At 66.6% G+C, this 24,530-nt stretch carries 23 protein-coding genes and 2 tRNA genes; 4 read left to right on the top strand and 21 right to left on the bottom strand.

Features of this window, described 5'->3' with window-relative positions:
* Positions 1–2: 2 nt before the first annotated feature.
* Entirely contained in the window at positions 3–929 is a 927-nt protein-coding gene (locus D9V32_RS04500) for a DMT family transporter (RefSeq protein WP_245982052.1), read from the bottom strand.
* A gap of 43 nt (positions 930–972) precedes the next feature.
* On the opposite strand from D9V32_RS04500, the gene def reads away from it, so the two are divergent.
* Positions 973–1,539, top strand: coding sequence for a peptide deformylase (gene def, locus D9V32_RS04495; protein ID WP_121647707.1), 567 nt, complete (start codon positions 973–975; stop codon positions 1,537–1,539).
* Positions 1,540–1,626: 87 nt separating this feature from the next.
* Here the strand turns inward: def and D9V32_RS16555 are convergent, their stop codons facing one another.
* Together D9V32_RS16555 and D9V32_RS04490 are read right to left on the bottom strand one after the other, a co-directional pair.
* Positions 1,627–1,752, bottom strand: coding sequence for a hypothetical protein (locus D9V32_RS16555; protein WP_281272123.1), 126 nt, complete (start codon positions 1,750–1,752; stop codon positions 1,627–1,629).
* A gap of 53 nt (positions 1,753–1,805) precedes the next feature.
* Positions 1,806–1,880 (bottom strand) — tRNA-Asn (locus tag D9V32_RS04490).
* A gap of 204 nt (positions 1,881–2,084) precedes the next feature.
* Between D9V32_RS04490 and D9V32_RS04485 the strand changes: the two genes are divergently transcribed.
* On the top strand, positions 2,085–3,200 hold the full coding sequence (locus D9V32_RS04485) for a magnesium and cobalt transport protein CorA (protein WP_121647706.1): 1,116 nt from the start codon (positions 2,085–2,087) through the stop codon (positions 3,198–3,200).
* Between the two features lie 69 nt (positions 3,201–3,269).
* Here the strand turns inward: D9V32_RS04485 and D9V32_RS04480 are convergent.
* The 5 genes from D9V32_RS04480 to dusB all read right to left on the bottom strand — a co-directional run bounded on the left by D9V32_RS04480 (position 3,270) and on the right by dusB (position 8,626).
* A tRNA-Asn gene (locus D9V32_RS04480) sits at positions 3,270–3,341 on the bottom strand.
* An 81-nt stretch (positions 3,342–3,422) separates the two neighbouring features.
* The gene (locus D9V32_RS04475; protein ID WP_121647705.1) at positions 3,423–4,148 is read right to left on the bottom strand and encodes an ATP-binding cassette domain-containing protein; all 726 of its coding nucleotides are present in this window, start codon (positions 4,146–4,148) and stop codon (positions 3,423–3,425) included.
* 3 nt (positions 4,149–4,151) lie between these two features.
* Positions 4,152–6,125, bottom strand: coding sequence for a DNA primase (gene dnaG, locus D9V32_RS04470; protein ID WP_121647704.1), 1,974 nt, complete (start codon positions 6,123–6,125; stop codon positions 4,152–4,154).
* A 115-nt stretch (positions 6,126–6,240) separates the two neighbouring features.
* A complete protein-coding gene (locus tag D9V32_RS04465; RefSeq protein WP_245982048.1) occupies positions 6,241–7,479 on the bottom strand; it encodes a deoxyguanosinetriphosphate triphosphohydrolase in 1,239 nt (412 codons plus the stop codon).
* Entirely contained in the window at positions 7,472–8,626 is a 1,155-nt protein-coding gene (dusB, locus tag D9V32_RS04460) for a tRNA dihydrouridine synthase DusB (protein ID WP_121647702.1), read from the bottom strand. The genes D9V32_RS04465 and dusB overlap by 8 nt, the downstream gene beginning before the upstream one ends.
* Positions 8,627–8,758: 132 nt before the next feature.
* On the opposite strand from dusB, the gene cyoE reads away from it, so the two are divergent.
* On the top strand, positions 8,759–9,712 hold the full coding sequence (gene cyoE, locus D9V32_RS04455; protein ID WP_183086177.1) for a heme o synthase: 954 nt from the start codon (positions 8,759–8,761) through the stop codon (positions 9,710–9,712).
* Positions 9,713–9,769: 57 nt separating this feature from the next.
* Here the strand turns inward: cyoE and D9V32_RS04450 are convergent, their stop codons facing one another.
* Both D9V32_RS04450 and recO read right to left on the bottom strand, forming a co-directional pair.
* The gene (locus D9V32_RS04450) at positions 9,770–10,576 is read right to left on the bottom strand and encodes an isoprenyl transferase (protein WP_121647700.1); all 807 of its coding nucleotides are present in this window, start codon (positions 10,574–10,576) and stop codon (positions 9,770–9,772) included.
* Positions 10,573–11,367 (bottom strand): DNA repair protein RecO, encoded by a 795-nt coding sequence (recO, locus tag D9V32_RS04445; protein ID WP_121647699.1) that lies wholly within the window; start codon positions 11,365–11,367, stop codon positions 10,573–10,575. The genes D9V32_RS04450 and recO overlap by 4 nt, the downstream gene beginning before the upstream one ends.
* 138 nt (positions 11,368–11,505) lie before the next feature.
* On the opposite strand from recO, the gene D9V32_RS04440 reads away from it, so the two are divergent.
* Positions 11,506–12,261: a trimeric intracellular cation channel family protein gene (locus D9V32_RS04440; RefSeq protein ID WP_245982046.1), complete on the top strand. Its 756-nt coding sequence runs from the start codon at positions 11,506–11,508 to the stop codon at positions 12,259–12,261.
* Here the strand turns inward: D9V32_RS04440 and D9V32_RS04435 are convergent.
* The 11 genes from D9V32_RS04435 to D9V32_RS04390 all read right to left on the bottom strand — a co-directional run bounded on the left by D9V32_RS04435 (position 12,258) and on the right by D9V32_RS04390 (position 24,488).
* On the bottom strand, positions 12,258–13,838 hold the full coding sequence (locus D9V32_RS04435; RefSeq protein WP_147440390.1) for an SIR2 family protein: 1,581 nt from the start codon (positions 13,836–13,838) through the stop codon (positions 12,258–12,260). The two genes, D9V32_RS04440 and D9V32_RS04435, sit on opposite strands and share 4 nt — an antisense overlap.
* Positions 13,839–13,949: 111 nt before the next feature.
* Complete coding sequence (locus D9V32_RS16185) at positions 13,950–14,114, bottom strand: hypothetical protein (protein ID WP_183086176.1); 165 nt, start codon at positions 14,112–14,114, stop codon at positions 13,950–13,952.
* A gap of 181 nt (positions 14,115–14,295) precedes the next feature.
* On the bottom strand, positions 14,296–16,056 hold the full coding sequence (leuA, locus tag D9V32_RS04430; protein WP_121647696.1) for a 2-isopropylmalate synthase: 1,761 nt from the start codon (positions 16,054–16,056) through the stop codon (positions 14,296–14,298).
* A 199-nt stretch (positions 16,057–16,255) separates the two neighbouring features.
* Entirely contained in the window at positions 16,256–17,722 is a 1,467-nt protein-coding gene (locus D9V32_RS04425) for an ABC transporter permease (RefSeq protein ID WP_245982044.1), read from the bottom strand.
* Positions 17,719–18,480, bottom strand: coding sequence for an ABC transporter ATP-binding protein (locus tag D9V32_RS04420; RefSeq protein ID WP_121647695.1), 762 nt, complete (start codon positions 18,478–18,480; stop codon positions 17,719–17,721). Before D9V32_RS04420 ends, D9V32_RS04425 begins: the two co-directional genes overlap by 4 nt.
* Positions 18,481–18,622: 142 nt before the next feature.
* Positions 18,623–19,312, bottom strand: coding sequence for a response regulator (locus D9V32_RS04415; RefSeq protein ID WP_121647694.1), 690 nt, complete (start codon positions 19,310–19,312; stop codon positions 18,623–18,625).
* Positions 19,309–20,577, bottom strand: coding sequence for a sensor histidine kinase (locus tag D9V32_RS04410; RefSeq protein WP_183086175.1), 1,269 nt, complete (start codon positions 20,575–20,577; stop codon positions 19,309–19,311). Before D9V32_RS04410 ends, D9V32_RS04415 begins: the two co-directional genes overlap by 4 nt.
* Before the next feature lie 65 nt (positions 20,578–20,642).
* Positions 20,643–21,572: a GTPase Era gene (era, locus tag D9V32_RS04405; RefSeq protein WP_121647692.1), complete on the bottom strand. Its 930-nt coding sequence runs from the start codon at positions 21,570–21,572 to the stop codon at positions 20,643–20,645.
* A 58-nt stretch (positions 21,573–21,630) separates the two neighbouring features.
* Positions 21,631–22,956, bottom strand: a complete 1,326-nt coding sequence (locus D9V32_RS04400; protein WP_121647691.1) for a hemolysin family protein — start codon at positions 22,954–22,956, stop codon at positions 21,631–21,633.
* A gap of 51 nt (positions 22,957–23,007) precedes the next feature.
* Positions 23,008–23,469 (bottom strand): rRNA maturation RNase YbeY, encoded by a 462-nt coding sequence (ybeY, locus tag D9V32_RS04395; protein ID WP_121647690.1) that lies wholly within the window; start codon positions 23,467–23,469, stop codon positions 23,008–23,010.
* The gene (locus tag D9V32_RS04390) at positions 23,466–24,488 is read right to left on the bottom strand and encodes a PhoH family protein (protein WP_121647882.1); all 1,023 of its coding nucleotides are present in this window, start codon (positions 24,486–24,488) and stop codon (positions 23,466–23,468) included. Before D9V32_RS04390 ends, ybeY begins: the two co-directional genes overlap by 4 nt.
* Positions 24,489–24,530 lie beyond the last annotated feature (42 nt).

Below are 24,530 nucleotides of genomic sequence, written 5' to 3'. Positions count from 1 at the left end.
TTTTAATCGGTGACCTGCGGGTGATGCCGGGCGAGTTGGAACACTCCCCACACCGCGATGGCACCGGCCACGACGAATCCAATGATGGCCCAGGGCGGCGCGCCATCCGCCTCGCCCAGAACGATCACGGCGATCGCGACGGCCACCATCGGGTCCACCACGGTGAGACCGGCGATGACGAGATCCGGCGGGCCGGAGGCGTAGGCGTTCTGAACGAAGTAGGCACCGAGTCCGGTGCCGGCGAGCAGACCCACGACGCAGAGGATGGTGAGCCAGTCGAAGTCCTGCTGCTGAACCCGGCTGATCACAACCTTCGCGAGGGTCGCGACAAAACCGTAAACGACGCCCGCGGAGATGATGTAGAAGAGCGCACGGGCACGGGTGCGGAAGATCGCAAACATCGTGCCGAGGAGCGCAAGCACCACGGCCAGCGTGATCAGGATCGTGATCAGCTTCTCGTTCGTTACGGGCTTTTCCCCGCTGACCGAGGCCGCAATCCCGACGAAGAGGCCGATTCCGAGCACACAGGCGGCAATCGCGATGATGCCCGCGCGGGTCATCTTCACCCTGGTGACCCGGGAGTTCACGATCGCCGTGACAACGAGCGCGATGGCACCGAGCGGCTGCACCAAAATCAACGGTGAGAACGCGAGCGACACCAGCTGGAAAACGATCGCGAGCCCCAGCATGAGCGTGCCGATCACCCAGGACGGGCGCATCAGGAGCAGCTTGAGCTGACCGAAGTTGAGCCCATTCTTCCCGGTGCCCTCGGTGGCGTCATCCACCTTGTTGACGCCGCGGTGCTGGAACTGCGCACCGAGCGACAGGAACACGGCACCCACGATCGCGATCGGAACACCGATCATCTGCGTCGGGTTTTGGAAGGTCTCCAAACTGACCTCGGTCAGGAAATCTTGTACGGGGCTCACCCAATCAGCCTAGCGCGCCGCGTGGCATAGATAGGGTAGTGCCATGGCTATTCTTCCCATTTGCATCAAGGGCGAGCCGGTGCTGCACACCCCCGCCGCCCCGGTGACCGAGTTTGACGAGGCTCTGCGTACCCTCGTCCAGGACATGTACGAGACGATGGATGCGGCACCCGGCGTGGGTCTTGCCGCCCCCCAGGTGGGCGTGGGCCTGCGACTCTTCGTCTACAGCTACGAGACACCCGAGGGCGAGCCGTGGCGCGGCGTCGCGATCAACCCGACCCTGCTGATCTCCCCCGCCGAGCCCGGCGAACCGGATGAGGACATCGAGTCCGAGGGCTGCCTCTCGTTCCCCGGTGAGCGTTTCCCGCTGCGACGCGCCGAGCGGGCCGTCCTGACCGCGGTGGATCTCGATCAGAACCCCGTGCACCTCGACGTCACCGGCTGGCGCGCACGCATCCTGCAGCACGAATACGACCACCTCGACGGCTACCTGTACGTGGACCGTCTCGGCCCCGGCGACTGGAAGACCCAGGATCGCCTCACCCGAAAGTACCGCTGGGGTGTTCCCGGCCTCAGCTGGACGCCGGGCGAAGACGACATCGACGCCTAGCCCTCCCCCAACACAAAACGCCCGCGCGCTTGGTGGCTTTTCGAAGCCATCGAGCGCGCGGGCGTTTTCGCGTAGTGGTGACGGGGGCTAGGTCAGGGTGTTCACGAGCCATACGACTCCGACCAGCGCAATCAGCCCGATCAGCGTGTATCGCACGGCCCCGCGGGCCACCCGGGCGGCGCGACGGGTGCGCTCTTTTTCGTAGTCGCTCATCTGTTCCTCCCGGATAGCAAAATACGCGCCGGGATGACCCGGCGCGTATTTGTTGGCTCCCCGACTTGGATTCGAACCAAGGACCTGCCGGTTAACAGCCGGCTGCTCTGCCGCTGAGCTATCGAGGATTACGGCGTCCGCCCGGAGGCGGTGTTTGCTACGTGCATTACTGTACTACACGCTCGATGCGCGCTTCAATTCGGACGCTCATCATGGCGTGTCTCCGGTGTTTCCGCGGGTGCCACCCGGCGGGATGCACGGGCCAGAACGCGGCTAAGCTGGCCGAGGAGAATGCAGACACTCCGCCCATCGGATTCACGAGCGAGGTACCCATGTCAAATCGCGACAGCGAGGAGCCTTCGCGGCGCCGCAACCCCCTCTTTCACCGGCGCAACACCCCGGCACAGCCCACCGCCGCACCCTCATCGCGGCGCACCCGGTACGTGGTGGATGGCCTTCTGCGCCCCACTCCCGAGGACGTCACCGTGGCCGAGGCACTGGTCTTCGCCGACGCCGCGCCGAATCGCATCGCCCTGACCCTCTTCCCCGCCCCCACCGCCGGCGATATCGATGAGATTGCGGACGCCTGGGATCTCCATCCGCTGCTCGTTGAGGATCTCCAGCATGCGGGCCAGCGACCCAAGCTCGAACGCTACGGAGATGTGCTGTTCATGGTGGTGCGCTCCGCCCGCTATGACGATGCGGCCGAGGATGTCGACTTCTCCGAGTTTCACGTTCTGGTGCGCCCGCACGCCATTGCGGTGCTCTGCCAGGATGGCCGCTGGATCGACGGCACGGATGAGGCGGCCATCGCAAGTGACCCCTCCGATATTGCCGACCGCGGTGGCCGCACCCTGCTGGATGACGGGCACCTGCTGAGTCTGGGGCCCGAGGCGGTGGCCTATCGCCTCCTGGACGCCATCGTGGACGGCTACACACGCGTGCTGCGCGGCCTGGCGATCGATAAGGAGCAGATCGAACGCCAGGTCTTCTCCGGTGACTCCTCGGTTGCCGAGCGGATCTACCGCCTCAGCCAGGAGGTCATCGATCTGCAGCACACCACGTCATCCATGACGGATGTTCTCGCGGAGCTCCGACGAGGTTTTGACCGCTATGAGGTGCCCGAGCCCCTGCAGGCATACCTGCAGGACGTCGCCGATCACCTCGCTCACGCTACGACGCGCGTGACGGAACTGCGCGAGGCGCTCTCGCAGATCCTCAGCGTCAACGCGACGCTGGTTGCCCAGCGCCAGAACGAGGACATGAAGAAGATTTCCGGCTGGGCCGCGATTCTCTTCGCGCCCACCCTGATCGGCGCGATCTACGGCATGAACTTTGACCACATGCCCGAGCTGCACTGGGCATTCGGCTACCCGCTCGCCCTGGGCTCGATGGCGCTGTTCGGCCTGATTCTCTACGTCATCTTCCGCGTCAAGAAGTGGATGTAGGCGTGGCGGGCTGAGCCCGGTTTTTGGGTACTAAAAAGCCCCGGGAAGGTGGAGCTTCCCGGGGCTTAGCTCCCCGACTTGGATTCGAACCAAGGACCTGCCGGTTAACAGCCGGCTGCTCTGCCGCTGAGCTATCGAGGATGATGCCTGCTGGCGTGTTACTACTGTAGCAGCGTCCCGCGGGCCGAACGAAATCGTGTGCAGCTCGGGCGATTCGTGTCGCTAAACGCGCGCCGCGCTCCACCCCACGGGTGTTCCACGCTCCAGCACGAGGGTGTGTGCGCCGAGTTCGGCCGCGAGGGAGTCATCGTTACTGACGAGGACGACACCGCCACCGTGTGCGCGCGTGCGGGCCACGGCGGCGGAAACGACGGCGCGCACGGTGGGGTCGAGCCCGGCGGTGGGTTCGTCGAGGATCAGCAGCCGCGGTTCGCGGGCGAGTTCGCCGGCCAGGGCGATGCGGCGCCGCTGGCCGCTGGAGAGTTCGGAGGGGAAGCGGTCGAGCACGGAGAGTGGGAGGTGCACGGCATCCAGGAGCTCGGCGATGCGGGCACCAACCGCGGGATGGTCGAGCACGGGAGTGTGATCGAGAATGACGGCGGCGAGCCCCTGGGTGATGGTGCGGGTGGCAAACAGGGCCTCGTCACGCTGAGCGAGGTACCCAATGTGGGTGCGTGCGTCGCGCCGTGCGCGCTGGCCGAACCCGGTCAGCGGGGCACCGAGCACGCGCGCGGCTCCCCCGCTCACCCGCGGTGCCGGCTTCGGATCGGCGCGCAGGCTGAGTGCGCGAGCGAGCGTGGATTTCCCCGCTCCGGCGCCGCCGGATACCAGCAGAGTCTCCCCCGCACGCAGCGTAAGACTCACCCCTGATACCGCTCGATGCGCCGAATGGCCGACGCGTGCCGGATAGCTGAGCGAGAGGTCTTCGAGGGCAAGCAGGGAATCCACGCGTTACTCCGATCGTAGGGCGCGACGTTCGGCCTCGAGGGCCATCAGCTCGGTCTGGACGGCACGGTATGCCTCGCGATCCTGCGGGTCGGTACGCTGCAGGCGCCCGCGCAGCTCATGCGACTGGCGCAGGAGATCGCGATCGATCAGGGCGGTGGTGATGCCGTGCACGTAGCCGCCGAGATCATTCTCTCCGCGCTGCGGGATCGGCGCAATCGCGAGCTGCTCCACGAGCGTGCGAATGGGCACGGGAACGGTATCGGCCACGGCTCGGAACCAGTCCGGCTGCCCGAAGCGGTCAAGGGTCGCGGCGATCCCGTCGCGCACGATGGCGAGGGCGGGGTTGATGAAACCGGTGTGCATCGCTCGTGCCACCAGCTCAACGGGGATTGTGCTCGGGTGCTGGAGCACGGCCATCAGGGCGTCGCGCTCGAGTCGGGTCACCGGGTCGGAGGGCAGATCGCGCAGCGAAACGGGCGGTTCGTCGAGGATGATGACCTCGGCCGAGCCCGGCTGGCCCGAGACCTCGGTCTGGGCCGCCGCAGCATTCGCGGACGCGGTCGCGAAGGAGCCCAGGCCAGAGCCCTCGGCCACGCGCGGTGCGGACGCCCGTTCAATCGGACGCGCACCGCCCGCGTGGGAGCTCTCTCCCCCGCGGCCCGGACGCGCCCGCGCGACGGCGGACTGTACCTCGGGGAGATCCATACCGAGCTGACGCGCGAGCACCCGCGTATAGCCGGGGCGAATCGCGGGGTCGCGAATCTCGGCGATCACCGGCGCGGCCACGCGCAGCGCACCCACCCGACCCTCGACGCTCTCGAGGTCGTATTCGGAGAGTAGCTGGCGGATCACAAACTCGAACATCGGCTCCTTGTTTTCGAGGAGCGCGCGCACCGCGGCATCACCGCGCGCGAGGCGGAGGTCGCAGGGGTCGAGGCCATCGGGAGCCACCGCCACGTATGTCTGGGCGGAGAAGCGCTTTTCCTCGGCAAAGGCGCGCATCGCGGCCTTCTGTCCGGCGGCGTCCGGGTCGAAGGTGAAGACCACCTCACCGGTGCCGGAGTCATCACCCATGATGCGCCGGATCAGCCGGATGTGCTCCACGCCAAACGCCGTACCACAGGTGGCCACGGCGGTGGTGATGCCGGCCAGGTGCGCGGCCATCACGTCGGTGTAGCCCTCCACCACCACAACCTGGCCGCCGCGCGAAATGTCGCGCTTGGCGAGGTCGAGACCGTAGAGCACCTGGTTCTTGTGATAGACCGCGGTCTCCGGGGTGTTGAGGTACTTCGGGCCCTTGTCGTCCTCCAGCAGGCGGCGCGCACCGAACCCGATGGTCTGGCCGGTGACATCGCGAATGGGCCACACCAGGCGGCCGCGGAAGCGGTCATACACGCCGCGATCACCCTGGCTGACCAGGCCCGCCGCGAGGAGCTCCTCCACGGTGAAACCCTGCGCCTTGAGCGCGTTGGTCATGCGATCCCAGCTCTTCGGGGCAAAGCCCACGCCGAAGTGCTCGGCCGCGGCCGGATCGAACCCGCGTTCACCGAGAAATTTCCGGCCCGGCTCGGCATCCGGCGCACCGAGCTGCTCGCGGAAGAACACGCCCGCGGCGTTGTTTGCGGCGAGCAGACGCGCGCGCTGCCCGTGATCGGAGCGGCCGCTGCCACCCTCCTCGTACTGCAGCACGATGCCCGCGCGGGCAGCCAGGCGCTCGACGGCCTCGCTGAAGGACACGTGATCGATCTTCTGCAGGAACGAGATGGCGTCGCCGCTCTCGCCGCAGCCGAAGCAGTGGTAGTAGCCCAGCTGGGGGCGCACGTGGAAGCTCGGGCTACGCTCATCGTGGAAGGGGCACAGGCCCTTCATCGAGCCCACGCCGGCGGACTTCAGGGTGACGTGATCTCCCACAATGTCCGCGATGTTTGTGCGCGACTTTACCTCGTCGATATCGCTCTGTCGGATCAGTCCTGCCATTACCCCAGTCTAGTCCCGACCCCCGTCACTCGCGCCCGTGGCGCGCGCCCCGCGCCGCCCCAGTCCGGGGATGCGGAGTACCCCGACCCGAAACGTTCGCGCCGGGGCGAGCAGGCTATCCGAGTCGCTCGAACCGGCTGATCGCCGCCTGGTCGGTCAGGCTCGCCACCTGATCCACCACGACACGGCGACGGGCCGCGTCATCCGCGGCCTCGGCCCAGTCGGCCGCATAACCGGTGTCGAGCAGCTCCGGGCCACGCTCGTAAATGGTTTCGGCCAGCGCGGTCAGGATCTCCCGCTGCTGGCGATAGATCGGCTGGCGGCTATCGCGGCTCATCACAAACGCCGCCACGATGCCCTTGAGCACGGCGATTTCGGCCGCAATCTCGTGCGGCACCACGACGTCGGCATTGAAGCGAATCAGGCTCTCCGCGGGGAACGCCTCGCGCGTGGCGACGGTGGCCGCCCCGGCAAAGCGGCCGATCATATCGCTGGTGAAGGTCTTGAGTCGGCCCTGGGCGGGGCGGGAGCCGTCCCACTCGGTGAGCCAGCTGGGTACCGCACGCACCCGCTCGAAAGCGGCGCCGAGATCATCGATGCTGAACTCATCGCCGGCCCACTCACGCACCTTGGTCAGGAGAACGTCGTGGCCCGCGCGGGAGGCGAGCAGGGCGGGGTCGATGTACTCGCCCACCACGGCGTCCTCAAAGTCGTGCACGGAGTACGCGATGTCGTCCGAGAGATCCATGACCTGCGCCTCGATGCAGCGGCGGCGGTCGGGCGCTCCGGCGCGCAGCCACTCGAACGCGGCCGAGTCGTCATTGAAAAACCCGTACTTCGCGCGTCCACCCGGATCAGCCACCGCGTGCGAGGCTGGCCAGGGGTACTTGCAGCTCGCATCGAGGCTCGCCCGGGTGAGGTTCAGTCCGTAGGCGCGGCCATCAGCGCCAAACACCTTGGGTTCGAGGCGGGTCAGGATGCGAAGGGTCTGGGCGTTGCCCTCGAACCCGCCGATCTCCCCCGACCAGTCGTTCAGCGCGCGCTCGCCGTTGTGCCCGAAGGGCGGATGCCCGAGGTCGTGGGCGAGGCAGGCGGTGTCGACGACGTCGGGGTCCAGCCCGAGCGCGAGCCCCAGCTCACGTCCGACCTGCGCCACCTCGAGGGAGTGGGTCAGGCGGTTGCGCGCAAAGTCGAGCCCCGCGGTGGGGCTCAACACCTGGGTCTTCGCGGCCAGGCGGCGCAGTGCGCTGGAGTGCAGCAGCCGGGCGCGATCCCGCGCGAAGTCCGATCGGTGCGACCGGTGGGTTTCGGGGAACCAGCGCTCGGTGTCGGACTCCGAGTAGCCGCTAGCCACCGCTGGTGTCTCCGGCACCCTCGGTCAGACGCTCGCGCTGGTCGCCCTCGAGCTCACGGGAGTTCAGCCAGTTCTCCGGCAGCACGACGCGCTTCGGGCTGCCGGCGCGGCCGCGCTGACCCTCGGCACCCTCGGTGGGGTACGGGGCATCACCCAGACGCTCAACCAGCTCGTCCACCTCGGCGAGGCTCGATACCAGCGCGAGTGCGCTGCGGATCTCGCTGCCCACCGGATAGCCCTTGAAGTACCAGGCGACGTGCTTACGGATGTCGCGGCAACCGCGCTCCTCACTCTCGAAGAACTCGGACAGCAGCTCTGCGTGCCGGCGGAACGCCTGAGCCACCAGCGCCAGGCGCGGGCGGTGACGCTCCTCCGAACCGGTGAAGGCGGCGGCGAGGTCGCCGAACAGCCAGGGGCGGCCGAGGCAGCCACGGCCCACCACGACGCCATCGGCGCCGGTCTCGCGCATCATCCGCGGGCCGTCCTCGCCGCTCCAGATGTCTCCGTTGCCGAGCACCGGAATGCTGGTCACGGCTTCCTTGAGGCGGGCAATGGCGGACCAGTCGGCCTGACCGGAGTAGAACTCGCTCGCGGTGCGGCCGTGCAGCGCTACCGCGGAGGCGCCAGCGGCCTCGGCGATCCGGCCGGCATCCAGATAGGTGAGGTGATCGGCGTCGATACCCTTGCGCATCTTCACCGTCACCGGCAGATCGCCGGCTCCGCGCACGGCGGACTCCACGATGTCCTGGAAGAGGTCAAGCTTCCAGGGCAGGGCCGAACCGCCGCCCTTGCGGGTCACCTTGGGCACCGGGCAGCCGAAGTTGAGGTCGACGTGATCGGCGAGCCCCTCCTCGGAGAGAATCTTGACGGCCTTGTAAACCGTGGGGGCATCCACGCCGTACAGCTGGATGCTGCGCGTCTTCTCGGACGGGTGGTGCGTGATGAGACGCATGGTCTCCGGGGTGCGCTCGACCAGCGCACGCGCCGTGATCATCTCGCTCACGTACAGGCCGGCACCGTATTCGCGGCACAGTCGACGAAACGCGGTGTTAGTAATTCCGGCCATCGGTGCCAGAACTACGGGCACGTCGAGGGCCAGGCTGCCGATACGCAGCGCGGGGGCGGGAGCAACAACTGAAGTGGACATCGCATCAATTCTCCCAGACAATCCCGTGAGCGGCGAATGCGGCACCCGGTTCGCCTCCCAGAACGTCATCCAGGGTTCACAGCGCCGATATACTGGAGTTTGCTATACGCGCTGATCGGAGCTTTTTCTCGTATGACCCTGCACGGCCCCACCCCTGCTTTTCACGCCGGTTCCGACGGAACCGACGCGGCACTCGCGTCTCGTGCCCAGGGGGGTTCCCTCCGTGATCGGATCACCCTCTACTACACGCTGACAAAGCCGGGCGTGCTGTACGGAAACGTGCTCACCGCGGCCGCCGGCTTCCTGCTCGCCGCGCGCGGGCAGGTAGACCTCTGGCTTTTCGCCGCCCTGATTATCGGCACCACCCTGGTCATCGCATCCGCCTGCGTGCTCAACAACGTGCTGGATCGCGACATCGACACCAAGATGGAACGCACCCGCAAGCGCGCCACCGTGAGTGGCGGGGTGGGCGTTCGCAACGCCGTCATCTTCTCGATCACCCTGTTCGTGATCGGCAACGCGATGCTCGTGGCCTGGACCAACTGGCTCGTCGTGGTCGTGGGGCTCGCCGGTTTCGTGGTCTACGTGGTGTTCTACGGCATGCTCTCCAAGCGCCTCTCGATCCACGGAACCCTCGTGGGCAGCGTCTCCGGTGCCGCCCCGATCCTCGCCGGCTACGTGGGCGTGACCGGGGCAATTGACGCCTCGGCCATCCTGGTGTTCGCGATGCTGTTCTTCTGGCAGATGCCCGAGTTCTACTCGATCGCGATCTACCGTAAGCACGAGTACGCGCAGGCCGGCATTCCCGTGATCTCGGTGGTCAACGGCGTAAAGAACACCAAGACCCAGATCTTCTGGTACACCCTCGCGTTCGTGATCTCCACCCTGCTGCTGCCGGTGTTTGGCCACGTGGGCATCGTCTACACCGTCGTCATGGGCGTCCTCGGCCTGTACTGGGCCTGGATCGGCCTCGTCGGCTTCCGCGCCAAGGATGACGACGCCTGGGCGCACCGCATGTTCCGCTTCTCGCTGATCATGATCATGGCGCTGTGCCTCATGCTCGCGATCGGCCCGATCCTCCCCTAGCCCTCACGCAAAAGCCCCGCCCCCGAACGATCTCGGGGCGGGGCTTTTTGCGCGGTACTAGGCGGGCTTCGGGGTGTCGATCGCGCCGCCGAAGCGACGATCGCGACCGATATAGATCCCGATGGCCTCCCAGAGCTGTTCGCGAGAGAAGTCCGGCCAGAGCGTGTCGAGGAACACCATTTCGGCGTACGCCGACTGCCAGAGCATGAAGTTGGAAGTGCGCTGCTCCCCCGAGCTGCGCACGAACAGGTCAACATCCGGCATATCGGGCAGGTAGAGGTGCTTGGCGATGGTCTTTTCGGAGATCGAGCCGGGCTTGATCTTCCCAGCCTTCACGCCCTCGGCGATCTCGCGCACGGCATCGGCGATCTCGTTACGCCCGCCATAGTTCACGCACATGGTGAGTGTGAGCGTGGAATTCGTCTTTGTCAGTTCCTCGGCGTACTTCAGCTCCTTGATGACCGAGCCCCACAGCTTCGGGGTACGGCCCGCCCAGCGCACGCGCACGCCCCACTCGTTGAGCTGATCGCGGCGGCGGTGCAGCACGTCGCGGTTGAAGCCCATCAGGAAGCGCACCTCATCCGGGGAACGCCGCCAGTTCTCGGTGGAGAACGCGTAGACCGAGAGGTGCTTGACCCCGGCCTGGATCGCGCCGGCCACGACGTCGAGCAGGGCCGCCTCCCCCGCCTGGTGGCCCTGCACGCGCGGCAGGCCGCGAGCGTTGGCCCAGCGGCCGTTACCGTCCATCACGATCGCCACGTGCTCGGGTACACCGGCCGTGGGGAACGCGGGCGGGTAGATTCCCGTCCAGTCGATCGGGCGGTAGGGCACCGCATCGCGGTGGGTAAAGGGCTTCGGGGTCATGCGGTTGCCTTCGGTGTTGTGGGCGCGGGCCCGGGGGAAACGCGGGTGGTGGGTGCGTTGTGGGTGCGCGAGCCGTCGATGTGGTCGAGCGCGCGCAGGCTGCGATCCAGGTGGAACTGGGTGTAGGCGGCGACGATTCCGCTGGCGCGGGCCTGGATGTTCTCGGGGGCGTCCTCGGTAAGATCCCAGGCTCCCGCGAGCAGGGCGATCAGCAGCTCGCGGGTCGCGGTATCGAGGATCGCCGCCCCCTGGGGCGCGCAGTCCGAGCACACGGCCCCGCCAACCTGCACCATGACGCGTTCGTGCGGGCCGGGCTTGCCGCAGCGCGCGCAGTCATAGAAGCTCGGGGCCCACCCGGCAATCGACAGGGCACGGAGCAGGTACGAATCAAGCGTGAGCGTCGGGCTGTGTTCGCCACGCGAGAGCGAACGCAGCGCCCCCACCAGCAGCAGGTACTGACGCGGCGCGGGATCGGACTCGGTGAGCCGCGCGGCAGCCTCAACCATCGCCGTGGCGGCCGTATAGCTCGCATAGTCGGCCACGATCTGGGCACCGTAGGACCCGAGGGTTTCGGCCTGGCTGATGGTGTCAAGAGTGCGGCCCTCGTAAAACTGAATGTCCGCGACCATGAAGGGTTCGAGGCGCGCCCCGAACTTCGAGCCGACCTTGCGCACTCCCTTGGCCACCGCGCTGACCTTGCCGTTGTTGCGGGTGAGGAGCGTGCAGATGCGGTCCGCCTCGCCCAGTTTGTGGGTGCGCAGAACCACTGCCTCATCACGGTAAATTGCCATCACTTCCATTATCGGTCACGCGGGTGTTTCCCCGTGACAGCGCGGGGCATGTTCACACGATCCATTCGGCTCTGCCGTCCGGCGTCACACCCGCCGTGTCCCCTGGCACCCGGGCCGGAGTGCGTGTTAGATGGATCTGTGACCCCTCTGTTTGTGATTCCGCTGTGGCTCGACCTCACCGCCGTTGGTATCGGCGCGGTGCAGGGCGCGATGTTTGCCGCACGGTTTCGCGAAAACCGCCTCGACCTGCTCGGGGTCGCGATCATCGGCCTGGTGATCGGGCTGGGCGGCGGTCTCGCCCGCGACCTCCTGATCAATCAGGTACCTGCGGCGCTGAGTTCCAACTGGTACCTGCTCACCGCTACCGGTGCCGCGTTTGTGGGCATGCTCCTGCTGCGCGTGTTCACGCGCATGAACGCCATCATCATCACCCTCGACGCCCTCACCATCGGCATGTTCGCGGCCCTTGGCTGCGCGAAGGCCGTGGCCGCGGGCCTCCCCGAGGTGCCCGCGGTGTTTGTGGGCGTCATCTCGGCCGTCGGCGGCTCGGTGGTGCGCGACATGATGCTGAACCTCCCCATCGCACTGATGCACGTCGGCTCCCTCTACGCGGTAGCCGCTGGAGCCGGAACCGTCTTCATGCTCGCCGCGATGCACCTCAACGTCCCGATCGTCTGGGCCGCCGTGGGCTGCGTCCTCATCACCACCGCGGTACGTCTACTCTCGGTACGCTTCGGCTGGAGCCTCCCCGAGCAGCGCGCGCTCAGCTCCTGGGCAACCTGGCGTCGCCGCGACTCGGATCCCTCGGGTGCGGGTGCGGTCGCCGCCACTGGCGGCCCGGCAGCGCGCGCCGACTCCGGTTGGCGACGCTGGCTCCCGCGCGTGCGCCGCTAGTCCTCTCGCGTCGCCTCACCCTCGTCGAGAAGGGGTGGGCCCTCCGGGGACACCAGCATTCGCCCGACATCGCGGAGCATCCCCAGGATGGTTTCATAGTCGGCAACGCTCAGCGCCGGCTTTGCGAAGCTCGCTCGCGAGCGTCCAGCCCCATCGCGTGGATGTGTGGAGGCCAGGGTCAGCACGCCAACGGGCACCGTTCGTGAGACCTCGAAACTCTCAAAATCCACCTCCACATCGTGCGTGATCGGGACCGTGAGGAATGACTTCCACCGACTCGCCTGATCGGAGTGTTCCAGATCGCCAAGGCCAAGCAGCAGTGGTTTACCCACCGTGAACGCACGCACCGATGCGACGTTGGTTGGGAAGACAATTCGCTCGCGACGCAGGGCCTCCTGCGCGTAGAGCGGCCCGGTGGAATTTGCATAGTGTGTCAGGTGACGATTGTCTTGTGAAACCGATGGATTGATCCGTATCCAGGCTTCTAGCCGCAAGACCTCGCCCCGGTTGAGGAGGTCGCGACTGCGAAAGAAATCGCTGACGTTGGCGAGCATCGCGGCGAGGAGCTGATGGTGTGCGTCGTGGTCCTGATGCCAGGGTGCCGTACTCCACTCGGACCACCACGAGGCAAGTGCGTGAGAATAGCTCGCCCGCGGCACGTAGGACTCGAGTGCCGTGCGGGCATTCAGCACCTTGCACACCCTGAGCTCTTCAACAAACTGAGCGATATTCGAGAACGTATCGGCAACGAGGACGTCGATGCCCAGGTGCAGGCCGCGGCGAATCGCGAAATCCGCACCGGACACTTTCTCGGCCGGAGTATCGCCGAGGGGGGTCAGGAGCGCCACCTTAACCGGAGACCGTTCCCGCCATCTTCCGATCGCATCCGCCTGGAACAGCGCCTCAATCAGCGGTGCATCGCTCAGGCTGGCACCGACGGAGAGGAATGCGGATGCCTCGGTGAACTGAGAAACGAGGAACTGCACGGTCTGGTTTCGGGTGCGTGAGTACGAGCTCTCCGAGAAGACAATCTGCCCCGCCGAGGCACCGGAGCTGTCCACCCGCCCGTGAATGTGGTGGATGTAAATGGTGCCCGCACCGTTTTGTGCGGCGCGCTGGGTGAACGGTTCGGACTCCGCTCCCACAATGTTGAGCACCACCCCGGGAATATCGTCCTTGGGTGTCGCATTCTGGTAATAGTCACGGATAAGTTCGTGAATTTGGCGATCAATATAGTCGTCATAGTTGGTGGTCACGATCGAAATATCGTCGCCGAGACCCGCCGTGAAAACGGCCAGCTCCGCCACATTCTGCAGCAGCCGTCCCTGACTCCAGCCGTGCTGTTTATAGAGAACCCTGTGCAGAATCGGCCGCATAAAACCCGTTTCGGTGGACCGCGACGCCCGGCCCGCCTCGACAACCACCGATGCCTTCTGCGCGGGGTCTAAATCGGGCCGCGCGAGGGCTCCGGCAATGGCTGCATCGGTATCGTGGTCACGATTACGGCGCCCGCGAACCACGTCAAACACCTCGGAGACCAGTTCGCTCCACCCCAGTCCGGTGCGGTCTCGGGTCACGCCCGCGCCGCAGTACACCACCAGCGTGTTCTTTTCAGCGAGTCTGCGCAGCGCTGAGTGGGTCCCCTCAGACCGAAGAAACGGCTCCTCCGGGCCCCCTTTCGCCACGGACTAGCCGACTGCGAGACGAGGGCGTGTCGATGCGTGCGAGTCTGCGGACTTGCGGTCGGAGACGCTGGGAGTGCTCAGTACCGAGCGAGCGGCGCGAATACGGCGTTCCTTGGCATCCTGACGCACCTTTTCGCCACGTTCACGCGTGTTTGACTTCGTCACCATGGGTGCAACTCCCCTCTCCGTAGCATTCGTTACCCCTTCATCCTACTCGGCTTTAGTCCGGGGTGCCCGGGAATCTTTCCGGTGGGTCCCCGCCCTCCTCTGACGTGCGGATTTTTCCGTCAGATGCCAGGAGCCCGCACCGTGTCGGTGCGGGCTCATGGTTCAGCGGACGCCGTCCGGACTAGGCGTTCACCAGTTCTGGCTCGGCGTCCACGTGCGAACGCAGTGCACGGTTCACGCCGGACACGATGGCCTTGAGTGAGGCGGTCGAGCTGTTGGAGTCGATTCCAATGCCCCAGAGGCGCTGGTCGCCCACGCGCAGCTCCAGGTAGGAGGCAGCGGCGGCGTCGCCACCGGCGCTGAGAGCGTGCTCCACGTAGTCGTACACCTCGACGTCGATGCCCTGGCCGGCCAGGACGTTTACGAACGCGGCGATCGGGCCGTTTCCGGTGGCGGTCAGGTCGGTCACGGCATCGCCGTCACGCAGGGTAGCGGTGAGCTCGGTCGCGCCGTCACGGCTGGAGGTGTGGGTGTCGCGCAGTTCGAAGCGGCCCCACTTGGCGGCGGCATCGGCGGCGGGCAGGTACTCGTCCTGGAAGATGTTCCAGATGTTTTCGCTGGTGAGCTCGCCACCCTCGGCATCGGTCACCGACTGCACGACACCGGAGAACTCGATCTGCAGCTTGCGCGGCAGATCGAGGCTGTGGTCGGCCTTCAGCAGGTACGCCACACCACCCTTACCGGACTGCGAGTTCACCCGGATCACGGCCTCGTAGGAGCGGCCCAGGTCCTTCGGGTCCACCGGCAGGTAGGGCACGGCCCAGACGATGTCGTCCACACTCTTACCCTGAGCCGCGGCATCCACGGCCATGGCCTCGAATCCCTTCTTGATCGCGTCCTGGTGCGAACCGCTGAAGGCGGTAAAGACCAGATCCCCGGCCCACGGGCTGCGCTCGGGCACCGGCAGCTGGTTGCAGTGCTCGGCCGTACGCTTCACGCGGTCGATGTCGGAGAAGTCGATCTGCGGGTCGATTCCCTGGGTGAACATATTGATGCCCAGGGCAACCAGGTCGACGTTTCCGGTGCGCTCACCGTTACCGAACAGGCAGCCCTCGATGCGGTCGGCTCCGGCCAGGTAGCCCAGCTCGGCCGCAGCGATCGCGGTACCGCGATCGTTGTGCGGGTGCAGCGAGATCAGCACGTTCTCGCGGTTGTTGATGTGGCGACCCATCCACTCGATCGAGTCGGCGTAGACGTTGGGGGTCGCCATCTCGACGGTCGAGGGCAGGTTGATGATGACCTTGCGCTCGGGGGTCGGGACGAAGACCTCGAGCACGGCGTTGACCACCTCGACGGCGTACTCCAGCTCGGTGCCGGTGTAGCTCTCGGGCGAGTACTCGTAGTAGACATCCGTCTCGGGGATGGTCTCCTCATACTTCTTGCAGAGCTTCGCGCCGTCCACGGCCAACTTGGTGATCGCGGCCTTATCGGCGCGGAACACCACCTCACGCTGCAGCACCGAGGTCGAGTTGTACAGGTGAACGATGGCCTGTTTCGCGCCCTTCAGCGACTCATAGGTGCGGGCGATCAGGTGTTCGCGCGCCTGGGTCAGGACCTGAATGGTGACGTCGTCCGGGATCGCGTTTTCTTCGATCAGGCTGCGGACGAAGTCGAAGTCGGTCTGGCTGGCGCTCGGGAACCCGACCTCGATCTCCTTGTAGCCCATCTCGACCAGCAGGTCGAACATGATGCGCTTGCGCTCGGGGCTCATCGGATCGATCAGGGCCTGGTTGCCATCACGCAGGTCGACCGCACACCAGCGCGGGGCCTGGGTAATTTCCTTGCTGGGCCAGGTGCGATCGGGCAGATTCACGTTGATCTGCTGGGAGTACGGAACGTACTTGTGGATCGGCATGGCCGAGGGCTTCTGGTTGTTCTTCATTGCGGGAATCTCCTCAAAAAATCGTGGGTGAAGCCAACAAACGCCGCGACGAGAGGGGCTTTATCTAAGCCTCGTCGCGGCAGCTAAGAAGCAGACCCGCAAAGAACACGCGTTCAGCCTAGCACCAAATCGGGACGCGTCGGGCCCGAGCGCGAGCACGTTTGCTCACACTCGGGCCCGGCCGGAACCCCCGCCAGCCCTAGTCTGCGCTGAGCGCCGCGACCGCGCTCCCCCGGGTCGCATGACGTGACGGAGCGAGAGATGCGAGCACGCCCACGGCCAGCGCAAGGCCCAAAATCGTGCCGATTACCGCCCACGGGATGGTCGGGACCACGAGGCCCTGCCCCAGCTGCGCCCCGAGCGTCGCCTGTGCCCCGGCCCATCCGTAGAAGATTCCCAGCAGCACCCCAAACACCGTGGATGCCAGGGTCATCTGCAGGGATTCGGCCACGATCATTCGGCGAATCTGACGCGTCGTAAAACCGAGGGTGCGCAGCAGCCCGAGTTCGGGCCCACGCTGAATCACGCCGAGCGCGAGGTTGTTCACGAGCCCCACCGCCGCGATGAGTGCCGAGAAACCAAACAGCCCCGAGAAAATGGCCAGCGTCATCGTGAGGACCTGGTCCATCTCCGCGGCGTACTCCGGATGCTCGTCGCCAATACCGAGCATCATCTGCACGTAGGTCGAGGAGGCCACCGCGAACATCGTCACGAGGGTCACGCCGATCACCACGCCCACCATACTGCGGGCGCTGCGCTCGGGGTAGCGCACGGCGTTGGCCGCGGCGATTCGCCCCACCGGGCCGCGCCCGAGCAGCCCTCCGGTCAGGCGAAGCAGCGCCGGCATCAGGACCGGAGACACCATCACGACACCCGTAAACGAGACGATGCCCCCCACCAGCCCCACCAGCACACCCAGCGGGCTGGTGAGCCCCAGGACCACGCCACCGGCGAGTGCCACCAGGCCGGACACCAGGAAGAGTGCGGCAAACACCCGGCGTGCGCCGGACATACGCCGGGTGGGATCAGCGGCAGCCACGCCGAGGGCCTGGATGGGCGTCACCTGCCCCACCCGCTGAGAGCCGGCCCAAGACGACAGGAATCCCATCGCGATCGTGACCGCGGTCGGGGCGATCAGCAGCGGATCCGCGACCGTGTAGGTGGCCTCGGGCAGCACCCCGCCGGCCACCAGGGCGGGTACGATCACCAGTCCCGCCACAAACACCACGGCCGTGCCCAGCAGGGCTCCGATCGCCGCCACCACGAGCCCCTCGCGGGCAATGCCCAGTCGCAACCGAGACGAGGCGGCACCGATCAGCCGGTACAGGGCAATTTCGCGAATGCGGCCGGCGATCACCGTGGCGACGGTGTTTGCCGTCACCACCGCCGACACGTATACGGCGATCGCGAAAAACACCGACGCGACCACGAGCACGGTGATCTTCACCGAGTCCTTCGAGGACAGGCTGTTCGCGGTGATCGCGTCCGCCATGACCCCGGTCCCAATCACCAGCGCGGCACCAAATGCGCCCGAAAGCGCCGCAACGATCAAACTCGCCCGGTAGTCGCGCAGGCGCATGCGCGCGAGTCCGGCACCGCCACGTCGCCCGCCGGCCCGCGCCGCACGCACGGGGCGCTCGCGGACATCCGGAGCCTGGACGCTCACGCCGCGGCCTCGAGGGAGAGCATGAGTGCCGAGACCTCGGCGGCCGAGGTGCGGCCGATATCGTGCCGGATCGAGCCGTCGGCGAGTACCAGAATACGATCGGCGTAGCTCGCCGCCACCGGATCATGCGTCACCATCGCGATCGTCTGTCCGAAACGCGCGCAGGCATCGGCCAGCAGGGCGAGCACCTCACGGCTCGTGCGTGAATCCAGCGCACCGGTGGGCTCATCGGCGAAGATGACGTCCGGTCGCGTCGCGAGCGCGCGAATGATCGCCACCCGCTGCTGCTGGCCACCGGAGAGCTGATGCGGTCGGTGCTCGAGGCGCTCGGCGAGCCCCAGGCTCGCACACAGGCCCTCGATCCACTCCCGATCGGCCGCGGAGATGCGCCGCCCGCCCAGCTCGAACGGCAGCACAATGTTTTCCCAGGCGGTGAGGGTGGGCACCAGATTGAACGATTGAAAGACGAAGCCCATGCGCTCACGCCGAACGAGGGTGAGCGCCACGTCATCAAGGGTGCCGATCTCGGTGTCGCCGAGCCAGACGCGCCCCGCGGTCGGGGTGTCGAGGCCGGCCAGAATGTGCATCAGGGTCGACTTACCCGAACCGGAGGGGCCCATGATCGCGGTGAATCTCCCGCGCTCGATATCGAGGCTGACCGCGTCGAGCGCGATCACCGAGCCGGCACCGGTGCCGAAGGTTTTGGAGACGGAGTCCAGGCGAGCCGCGCGGGCGGTCTGAGTGGGTGCAGTGGTCATGGTTTCAGGTTAGGAAACCCGACCGTATCGGGGCATCGCGCCAGCGGTGGAACCGTCATCATCCTCCCGGGCGATCCCCGGGCTCGGCGCATGCGCACGGAGGATGACGACACCCTGAACGCGCGGAGGCCTGTACTCCGGGCTAGCGAGCCGCGGCGTCTCCCCCGGGCTGGTTCAACCCGTGCTCATAGGCAAAAACCACCAGCTGCACGCGATCGCGCAGCGAGAGCTTCGCGAGGACCCGGCTGATGTGGGTCTTCACCGTCGCCTCACTCAGGAACTCGTGGGTCGCGATCTCGGTGTTGCTGAGGCCCGCGGCGGCGAGGTGGAATATCTCCGTCTCGCGGCCGGTGAGGGTCGAGTAGGACTCGGGCACCGCTCGACGCGGCGGCGCGGCCGATACCGAGCTGAAGAGATCGTGCACCGCTCCCGGCGCAATGACGGCGCTGCCGGCATACACGGTGCGGATCGCGGCCAGCAGAAACTCCGGCTGGGTGTCCTTCAGCAGGAACCCGCTCGCCCCGATGCGCAGGGCTCGTGCCGCGCCCTCGTCGAGGTCAAACGTGGTGAGCACCACGATCTTCGGTGCCGGCTGACCCAGGCGATCGGCCTCCTCGAGAATGGCGGCTGTGGCGGCAATGCCGTCCATCACGGGCATGCGCACGTCCATCAGCACGACGTCGGGTCGAGTGTCGCGCACCAGCACGATGCCGTCCTGGCCGTCGGCCGCCTCCCCGGCGAACTCCAGGTCGGCCTGGGAGTCGATGAGCATCTTGATTCCGGCACGGAACAGTGCCTGGTCGTCTACCAGGGCGACACGAATCGCGGTCATGGGGTGTCCCTTCGAACGGCGGATGAGCGCACCGTGCCCGCGGGCATGTGTACGTTCACCACAAAATGATAGGCATTGGCCGGGCTGGGCCCGGTGAAGTTTACGGATCCCCCGGCGAGGGCTGCGCGCTCCTGCATGCCCGGCAGGCCGTGCCCGCCACCGCGGGAGGGTGCCGCGGGGTTTGGCGGGAGGGTGGCGTTATCGATCTGCACGGTCAGCGCGTCCGCGCGCCAGTGGAAGTGCAGCAGCACCGGGCTGCGACGATCGCCGTGACGCAGTGCGTTTGTGAGCGATTCCTGCACGATGCGGTAGAGCGCAATCTGCTGGCCGGTGGGCAGCGGGATCAGGACCCCGGATTCGAGGTAGTGCACCTCGAGGCCGGTCGAACGCATCTGTTCGATCAGACCACCGAGGTCGCTGAGCACAGGCTGCGGGCCATCGCCCTGGCTGTGCCGAAGCTCGCTCAGCAGCAGGCGCACGTCGGTCAGCGCGCTGCGCGCCGTGCCCGCCACGGTTTCGAGGGTGCCGCCCAGGGCGTCGGCATTCCCGCGGTGCACGTAGCGCGCGCCATCGGACTGCGCGATGATCACCGCGAGCGAGTGAGCCACGACGTCGTGCATGTCGCGGGCGATGCGGTTGCGCTCCTCGAGGGCAAACATCGCCTGCTGCGCGGCCATCTGCTCGCGCTCGGCGAGGTAGCGCTGCCGCCCCTCCGCCCGGGCACGACGGCCCGTGCGTACCAGCAGACCAACCGTCCACGACAGCGCCAGCACCACGACGGCCGCCACCGAGGCCAACGTGCCAAACAGGATGACGGTACGGGTGCCCGCCTCGATGCTCTCGGAACCCCCAACGAAGTTTTCCTTCATCAGGATGTACGCGGTGTAATAGCCCGCGAGAATGCCGCCGAGAACCGCCGAGGCGAGCCCCCACCAGCGCGCGTGCCGAACCCCATACGCGCCCGAGGCAAACAGCACCGCCGGAATCGCGGCGTTCGAGAGGTTGGGAACCATCCCAGCGCCGAGCTGAACGATCACTCCCACCCAGGCGATCATGAGCGCCAGCCCGGGTGAGAGACGACGCAGCGCGAGTGCCGACACCATCGACACCACCAGGATCACCCCGGGGACGCCGTCGCCATAGACGAGCGGCACCACCAGGGCACCAAACACCACCGCGACGACGAGGTCGACGACGAGTTGGATGCGGGTGAGCTGACGGAACACGAAGCCCACGCTACCGGGCCATACCCACGTGCGCGCCATTCTCACCCCCTTCCCACGGCAAGATCAGTCTGGAGATGTATGCGATCCCTCCAGAGTCGGGCAGGCTAGAAGCCGAGACGACCCAGCTGGTTCGGGTCGCGCTGCCACTCCTTGGCCACCTTGACGCGCAGCGACAGGAACACCTTGCGGCCGAGCAGATCCTCGATCTGCTCGCGGGCGACCTGGCCAACCTCGCGCAGGCGCTGGCCCTTGTTGCCGATGATGATGCCCTTCTGGCTGTCACGCTCGACGAAGAGGTTCGCGTAAATCTCGAGGAGATCCTTGTCCTCGCGCTCGATCATCTCGTCCAGGGTCACGGCCAGCGAGTGCGGCAGCTCGTCGTGGACGCCCTCAAGGGCGGCCTCGCGAATGAACTCGGCGATGCGATCCTCGTCGCTCTCGTCGGTCACGGCCTCCTCGGGGTACAGCGCGCCACCCACGGGCATGAGCTTGATCAGCTCATCGGTCAGCACATCGAGCTGGTCGTCGGTCACGGCGGAAACCGGGATGATGAGGTCCCACTGACGCAGCTCCTGCACGGCGAGGAGCTGGCTCGCGATGCTCGCGCCACCGGTGGTGTCCACCTTGGTGACGATCGCGACCTTCTTGGCGCGCGGGTAGAGGTCGAGCTGCTCGCTGATGAAGCGGTCACCCGGGCCAAGCTTTTCGTTGGCCGGAAGGCAGAAACCGATGACGTCGACGTCGCTCAGGGTGTTCTGCACGAGGTCGTTCAGGCGCTGACCCAGCAGGGTGCGCGGTCGGTGGATACCGGGGGTATCGACGATCACGAGCTGGCCGTGGTCGCGGTGCACGATGCCGCGGATCGCGCGACGGGTGGTCTGCGGCTTGGCGCTGGTGATCGCCACCTTCTCGCCGACGAGTGCGTTGGTCAGGGTCGACTTGCCCACATTGGGGCGGCCCACAAACGAGACGAAGCCCGAGCGGTACTTCGGGAAGCCGCCGCGCGGCTTACGGGTGGGTTCTTCGGTGGTCATGCTGTGTCCTCTCCACGCGGGTGCGCGGTGTGATCGGGGTGGGTGGGCGGCGTGAGGCTCAGGAGTCTGAGCCGGGGCCGTCCGAATGCGTGGGAACCGAGTCGGCGGGGCCGCCCTCGGCGGGGGTATCCGCGGATACCCGAGAGACGAGGACGGTGGTCACGCGGCCGCGACGGCCCTCGGTGCGCTCGGCGGTGAGCGAGAGACCGGCAACGCGGGCAACCGAGCCCACCTCGGGCAGGCGGCCGAGCGCCTTGGCAATCAGTCCGCCGACGGTGTCGACGTCCTCATCCTCGAGTTCCTGATCGAAGATCTCGCCGAGCTCATCCACCGGCAGGCGGGCGCTGACCCGGAACAGGCCCGGGGAGATCTCCTCGATCTCATCGCTCTCGGAGTCGTACTCGTCGGAGATATCACCGACGAGCTCCTCGATGATGTCTTCGAGCGTGACGAGACCGGCGATTCCGCCGTACTCGTCCACCACGAGCGCGAGGTGGTTCGATTCGAGCTGCATGCGGCGCAGCAGATCGTCGGCCTTTGCGGAGTCCGGCACGAAGCTCGCCGGGCGCGCGTGATCGCGCACCGCGAGTTCGCGGGCGGCATCCTCCCGCTCGTGGGTAATGCGGGCAATATCGCGCAGGTAGAGCACACCGACGATAACGTCGGCCGAGCCATCGATCACCGGAATCCGCGACACCCCGGTACTCAGGAACAGGCTCATCGCCGCGTTAACCGAGGTTTCGGCCTCGATGGTGATCATGTCCGTGCGGGGCACCATGATTTCGCGAGCGATGGTGTCGTTGAACTCGAAGATCGAGTGAATGAGCTCGCGGTCGTCCTCCTCGAGGACGTCGAGCTCGGTAGCCTCATCCACCATCGAGAGCAGCTGCTCCTCGTTGTTGAACGTCACCGCGCGCGAGGTGCCGGGGGTCACGCGGTTACCCAGGTGCACCAGGGCATTGGCGAGCGGACCGAGCAGCACGCGCACGGCGTGCAGCAGCGGCGCCGAAAAGCGCAGCAGGCCATCGGCGTGGAGGCGCCCAACGGTACGCGGGCTCGCGCCCACCAGAATGAAGGACACCACGGTCATCATGAGCGCGGAGATCGCCAGCGCGAGCCAGAAGTTATCGAGGCGAGCCGAAATCTCCAGCGTGATCAGCACGGCGGCCGTGGACTCAGCCATGATGCGGATGAACGCCAGCGCGTTGAGGTGGGCACCCGGATCAGCGGCGATGGCGCGCAGCGAACGAGCCGATCGAGCGTTTTCGGCGAGTTCCAGGATGTCGCTGCGCGACTTTACCGAAATCGCCGCATCACCGGCGGCCATGAGCGCGGCAAACGCCACGAGGAGGAGTGCGACCAGCGCGGTCAGCAGTTCGCTCATGCGTGGCTCCACCCCGAGTGAGAGGCGGCTATGTGGGCACTCATCGGCGGCCTAGGACCGTCGCTCCTGTACGTGGAATCCCAGCAGGATGTCGCGCTGAATACCGAACATCTCGCGCTTCTCCTCGGGCTCGGCGTGATCGTAACCCAGCAGGTGCAGGATGCCGTGGGTGGTGAGCAGCAGCAGTTCATCGAGGGTGCTGTGGCCGGCGGTCTCGGCCTGAGACTCAGCCACCTGCGGGCAGAGCACGATGTCGCCGAGCAGGCCGGCGGGGGTCGGCTGTTCCGGGGTGCCGGGGCGCAGCTCGTCCATCGGGAAGCTCAGGACGTCGGTGGGGCCGGGCTCGTCCATCCACTGCACGTGCAGCTGTTCCATCGCGGCCTCGTCTACGGCGACGATGTTGAGGTCCGCCTCCGCACTGACGTGCATTGCAGACAGCGCGAACTCGGCCAAGCGCAGCAGCGCGGCCTCGTCGATCTGCACGGCGGACTCGTTGTTAAATTCAATGCTCATGAGCTGGTGCCCCTCCTGGGGTTGCGGCCGCTCGGGCCGCCTGTTCCGGTGCGCTTTTCGGCGCGCTGTGCGAATTCTGCGGCACGATCTCGCTCGTGCCGGGCGGCCGCCTGACGGGCATCGTAGTCGCCGTAAGCGTCCACAATGTGACCCACCAGGCTGTGGCGGACAACGTCATCACTGGTCAGGGTCGAGAAGTGGATGTCCTCCACCTCACCGAGCACCCGCTGGGCAACCCTGAGGCCGCTCAAGCCGGTGCCGAGGTCTACCTGGCTAGCGTCTCCCGTGATGACCATCTTCGAGTTGAACCCCAGCCGAGTGAGGAACATCTTCATCTGTTCGGGGGTGGTGTTCTGGGCCTCGTCAAGAATCACGAACGCCTCGTTCAGCGTGCGACCACGCATATAGGCGAGCGGGGCGACCTCCACGGTGCCCGCGGCCAGCAGCTTCGGCACGGTCTCCGGGTCGAGCATGTCGCCCAGGGCATCGTAGAGCGGGCGCAGGTAGGGATCGATCTTGTCGCTGAGCGTTCCGGGCAGGAACCCGAGGCGCTCCCCCGCCTCCACGGCGGGACGGGTCAGGATGATGCGCGACACTTCCTTGCGCAGCAGCGCCTGCACCGCCTTCGCCATCGCGAGGTAGGTCTTGCCGGTACCGGCGGGACCGAGGCCGAACACGATGGTGTACTCGTCGATGGCGTCCACGTAGTCGCGCTGACCGGCGGTCTTTGGCCGCACGGCCTTGCCCTTGCTGGACACGATGTTTTGACCGAGCACGTCACTCGGACGCTGCTCGCCATCGGCGATGATCTTGATCGACTCGGTGACGTCACCGGGAGCGATCGTGTGACCACCCTGCACGAGGGCGATCAGCTCGGAGATGAGTTCCTCGACCCGAGCCACGTCGTTGGGAAGTCCCGACAGGGTGACCTCATTGCCGCGTACGTGGACATCCACCGAGGGGAATCGCCCCTCGATCGTGGCGAGTAGGCGGTCCTCGGGGCCGAGCAGGTGAACCATCGCGACCCCGTCGATCGGGATGCGGCGTTCGATGCGGGTACC

It is taken from the genome of Mycetocola tolaasinivorans (assembly GCF_003667565.1).
In the GTDB taxonomy this organism is placed as follows: domain Bacteria; phylum Actinomycetota; class Actinomycetes; order Actinomycetales; family Microbacteriaceae; genus Mycetocola; species Mycetocola tolaasinivorans.
Note: the sequence above shows the minus strand (reverse complement) of the source record. Positions and strands in the feature narration are given on the sequence as shown.

Excerpts from the sequence above, each read along its gene's own strand:
- recO (WP_121647699.1), bottom strand. The coding sequence starts at position 11,367 with ATGGCAATTTACCGTGATGAGGCAGTGGTTCTGCGCACCCACAAACTG.
- leuA (WP_121647696.1), bottom strand. The coding sequence starts at position 16,056 with ATGAAGAACAACCAGAAGCCCTCGGCCATGCCGATCCACAAGTACGTT.
- D9V32_RS04415 (WP_121647694.1), bottom strand. The coding sequence starts at position 19,312 with ATGACCGCGATTCGTGTCGCCCTGGTAGACGACCAGGCACTGTTCCGT.
- def (WP_121647707.1), top strand. The coding sequence starts at position 973 with ATGGCTATTCTTCCCATTTGCATCAAGGGCGAGCCGGTGCTGCACACC.
- D9V32_RS16185 (WP_183086176.1), bottom strand. The coding sequence starts at position 14,114 with ATGGTGACGAAGTCAAACACGCGTGAACGTGGCGAAAAGGTGCGTCAG.
- dusB (WP_121647702.1), bottom strand. The coding sequence starts at position 8,626 with ATGTCCACTTCAGTTGTTGCTCCCGCCCCCGCGCTGCGTATCGGCAGC.
- D9V32_RS04410 (WP_183086175.1), bottom strand. The coding sequence starts at position 20,577 with ATGGCGCGCACGTGGGTATGGCCCGGTAGCGTGGGCTTCGTGTTCCGT.
- D9V32_RS04420 (WP_121647695.1), bottom strand. The coding sequence starts at position 18,480 with ATGACCACTGCACCCACTCAGACCGCCCGCGCGGCTCGCCTGGACTCC.
- D9V32_RS04485 (WP_121647706.1), top strand. The coding sequence starts at position 2,085 with ATGTCAAATCGCGACAGCGAGGAGCCTTCGCGGCGCCGCAACCCCCTC.
- era (WP_121647692.1), bottom strand. The coding sequence starts at position 21,572 with ATGACCACCGAAGAACCCACCCGTAAGCCGCGCGGCGGCTTCCCGAAG.
- D9V32_RS04390 (WP_121647882.1), bottom strand. The coding sequence starts at position 24,488 with ATGGTTCACCTGCTCGGCCCCGAGGACCGCCTACTCGCCACGATCGAG.
- ybeY (WP_121647690.1), bottom strand. The coding sequence starts at position 23,469 with ATGAGCATTGAATTTAACAACGAGTCCGCCGTGCAGATCGACGAGGCC.
- D9V32_RS16555 (WP_281272123.1), bottom strand. The coding sequence starts at position 1,752 with ATGAGCGACTACGAAAAAGAGCGCACCCGTCGCGCCGCCCGGGTGGCC.
- D9V32_RS04400 (WP_121647691.1), bottom strand. The coding sequence starts at position 22,956 with ATGAGCGAACTGCTGACCGCGCTGGTCGCACTCCTCCTCGTGGCGTTT.
- cyoE (WP_183086177.1), top strand. The coding sequence starts at position 8,759 with ATGACCCTGCACGGCCCCACCCCTGCTTTTCACGCCGGTTCCGACGGA.
- D9V32_RS04450 (WP_121647700.1), bottom strand. The coding sequence starts at position 10,576 with ATGACCCCGAAGCCCTTTACCCACCGCGATGCGGTGCCCTACCGCCCG.
- dnaG (WP_121647704.1), bottom strand. The coding sequence starts at position 6,125 with ATGGCAGGACTGATCCGACAGAGCGATATCGACGAGGTAAAGTCGCGC.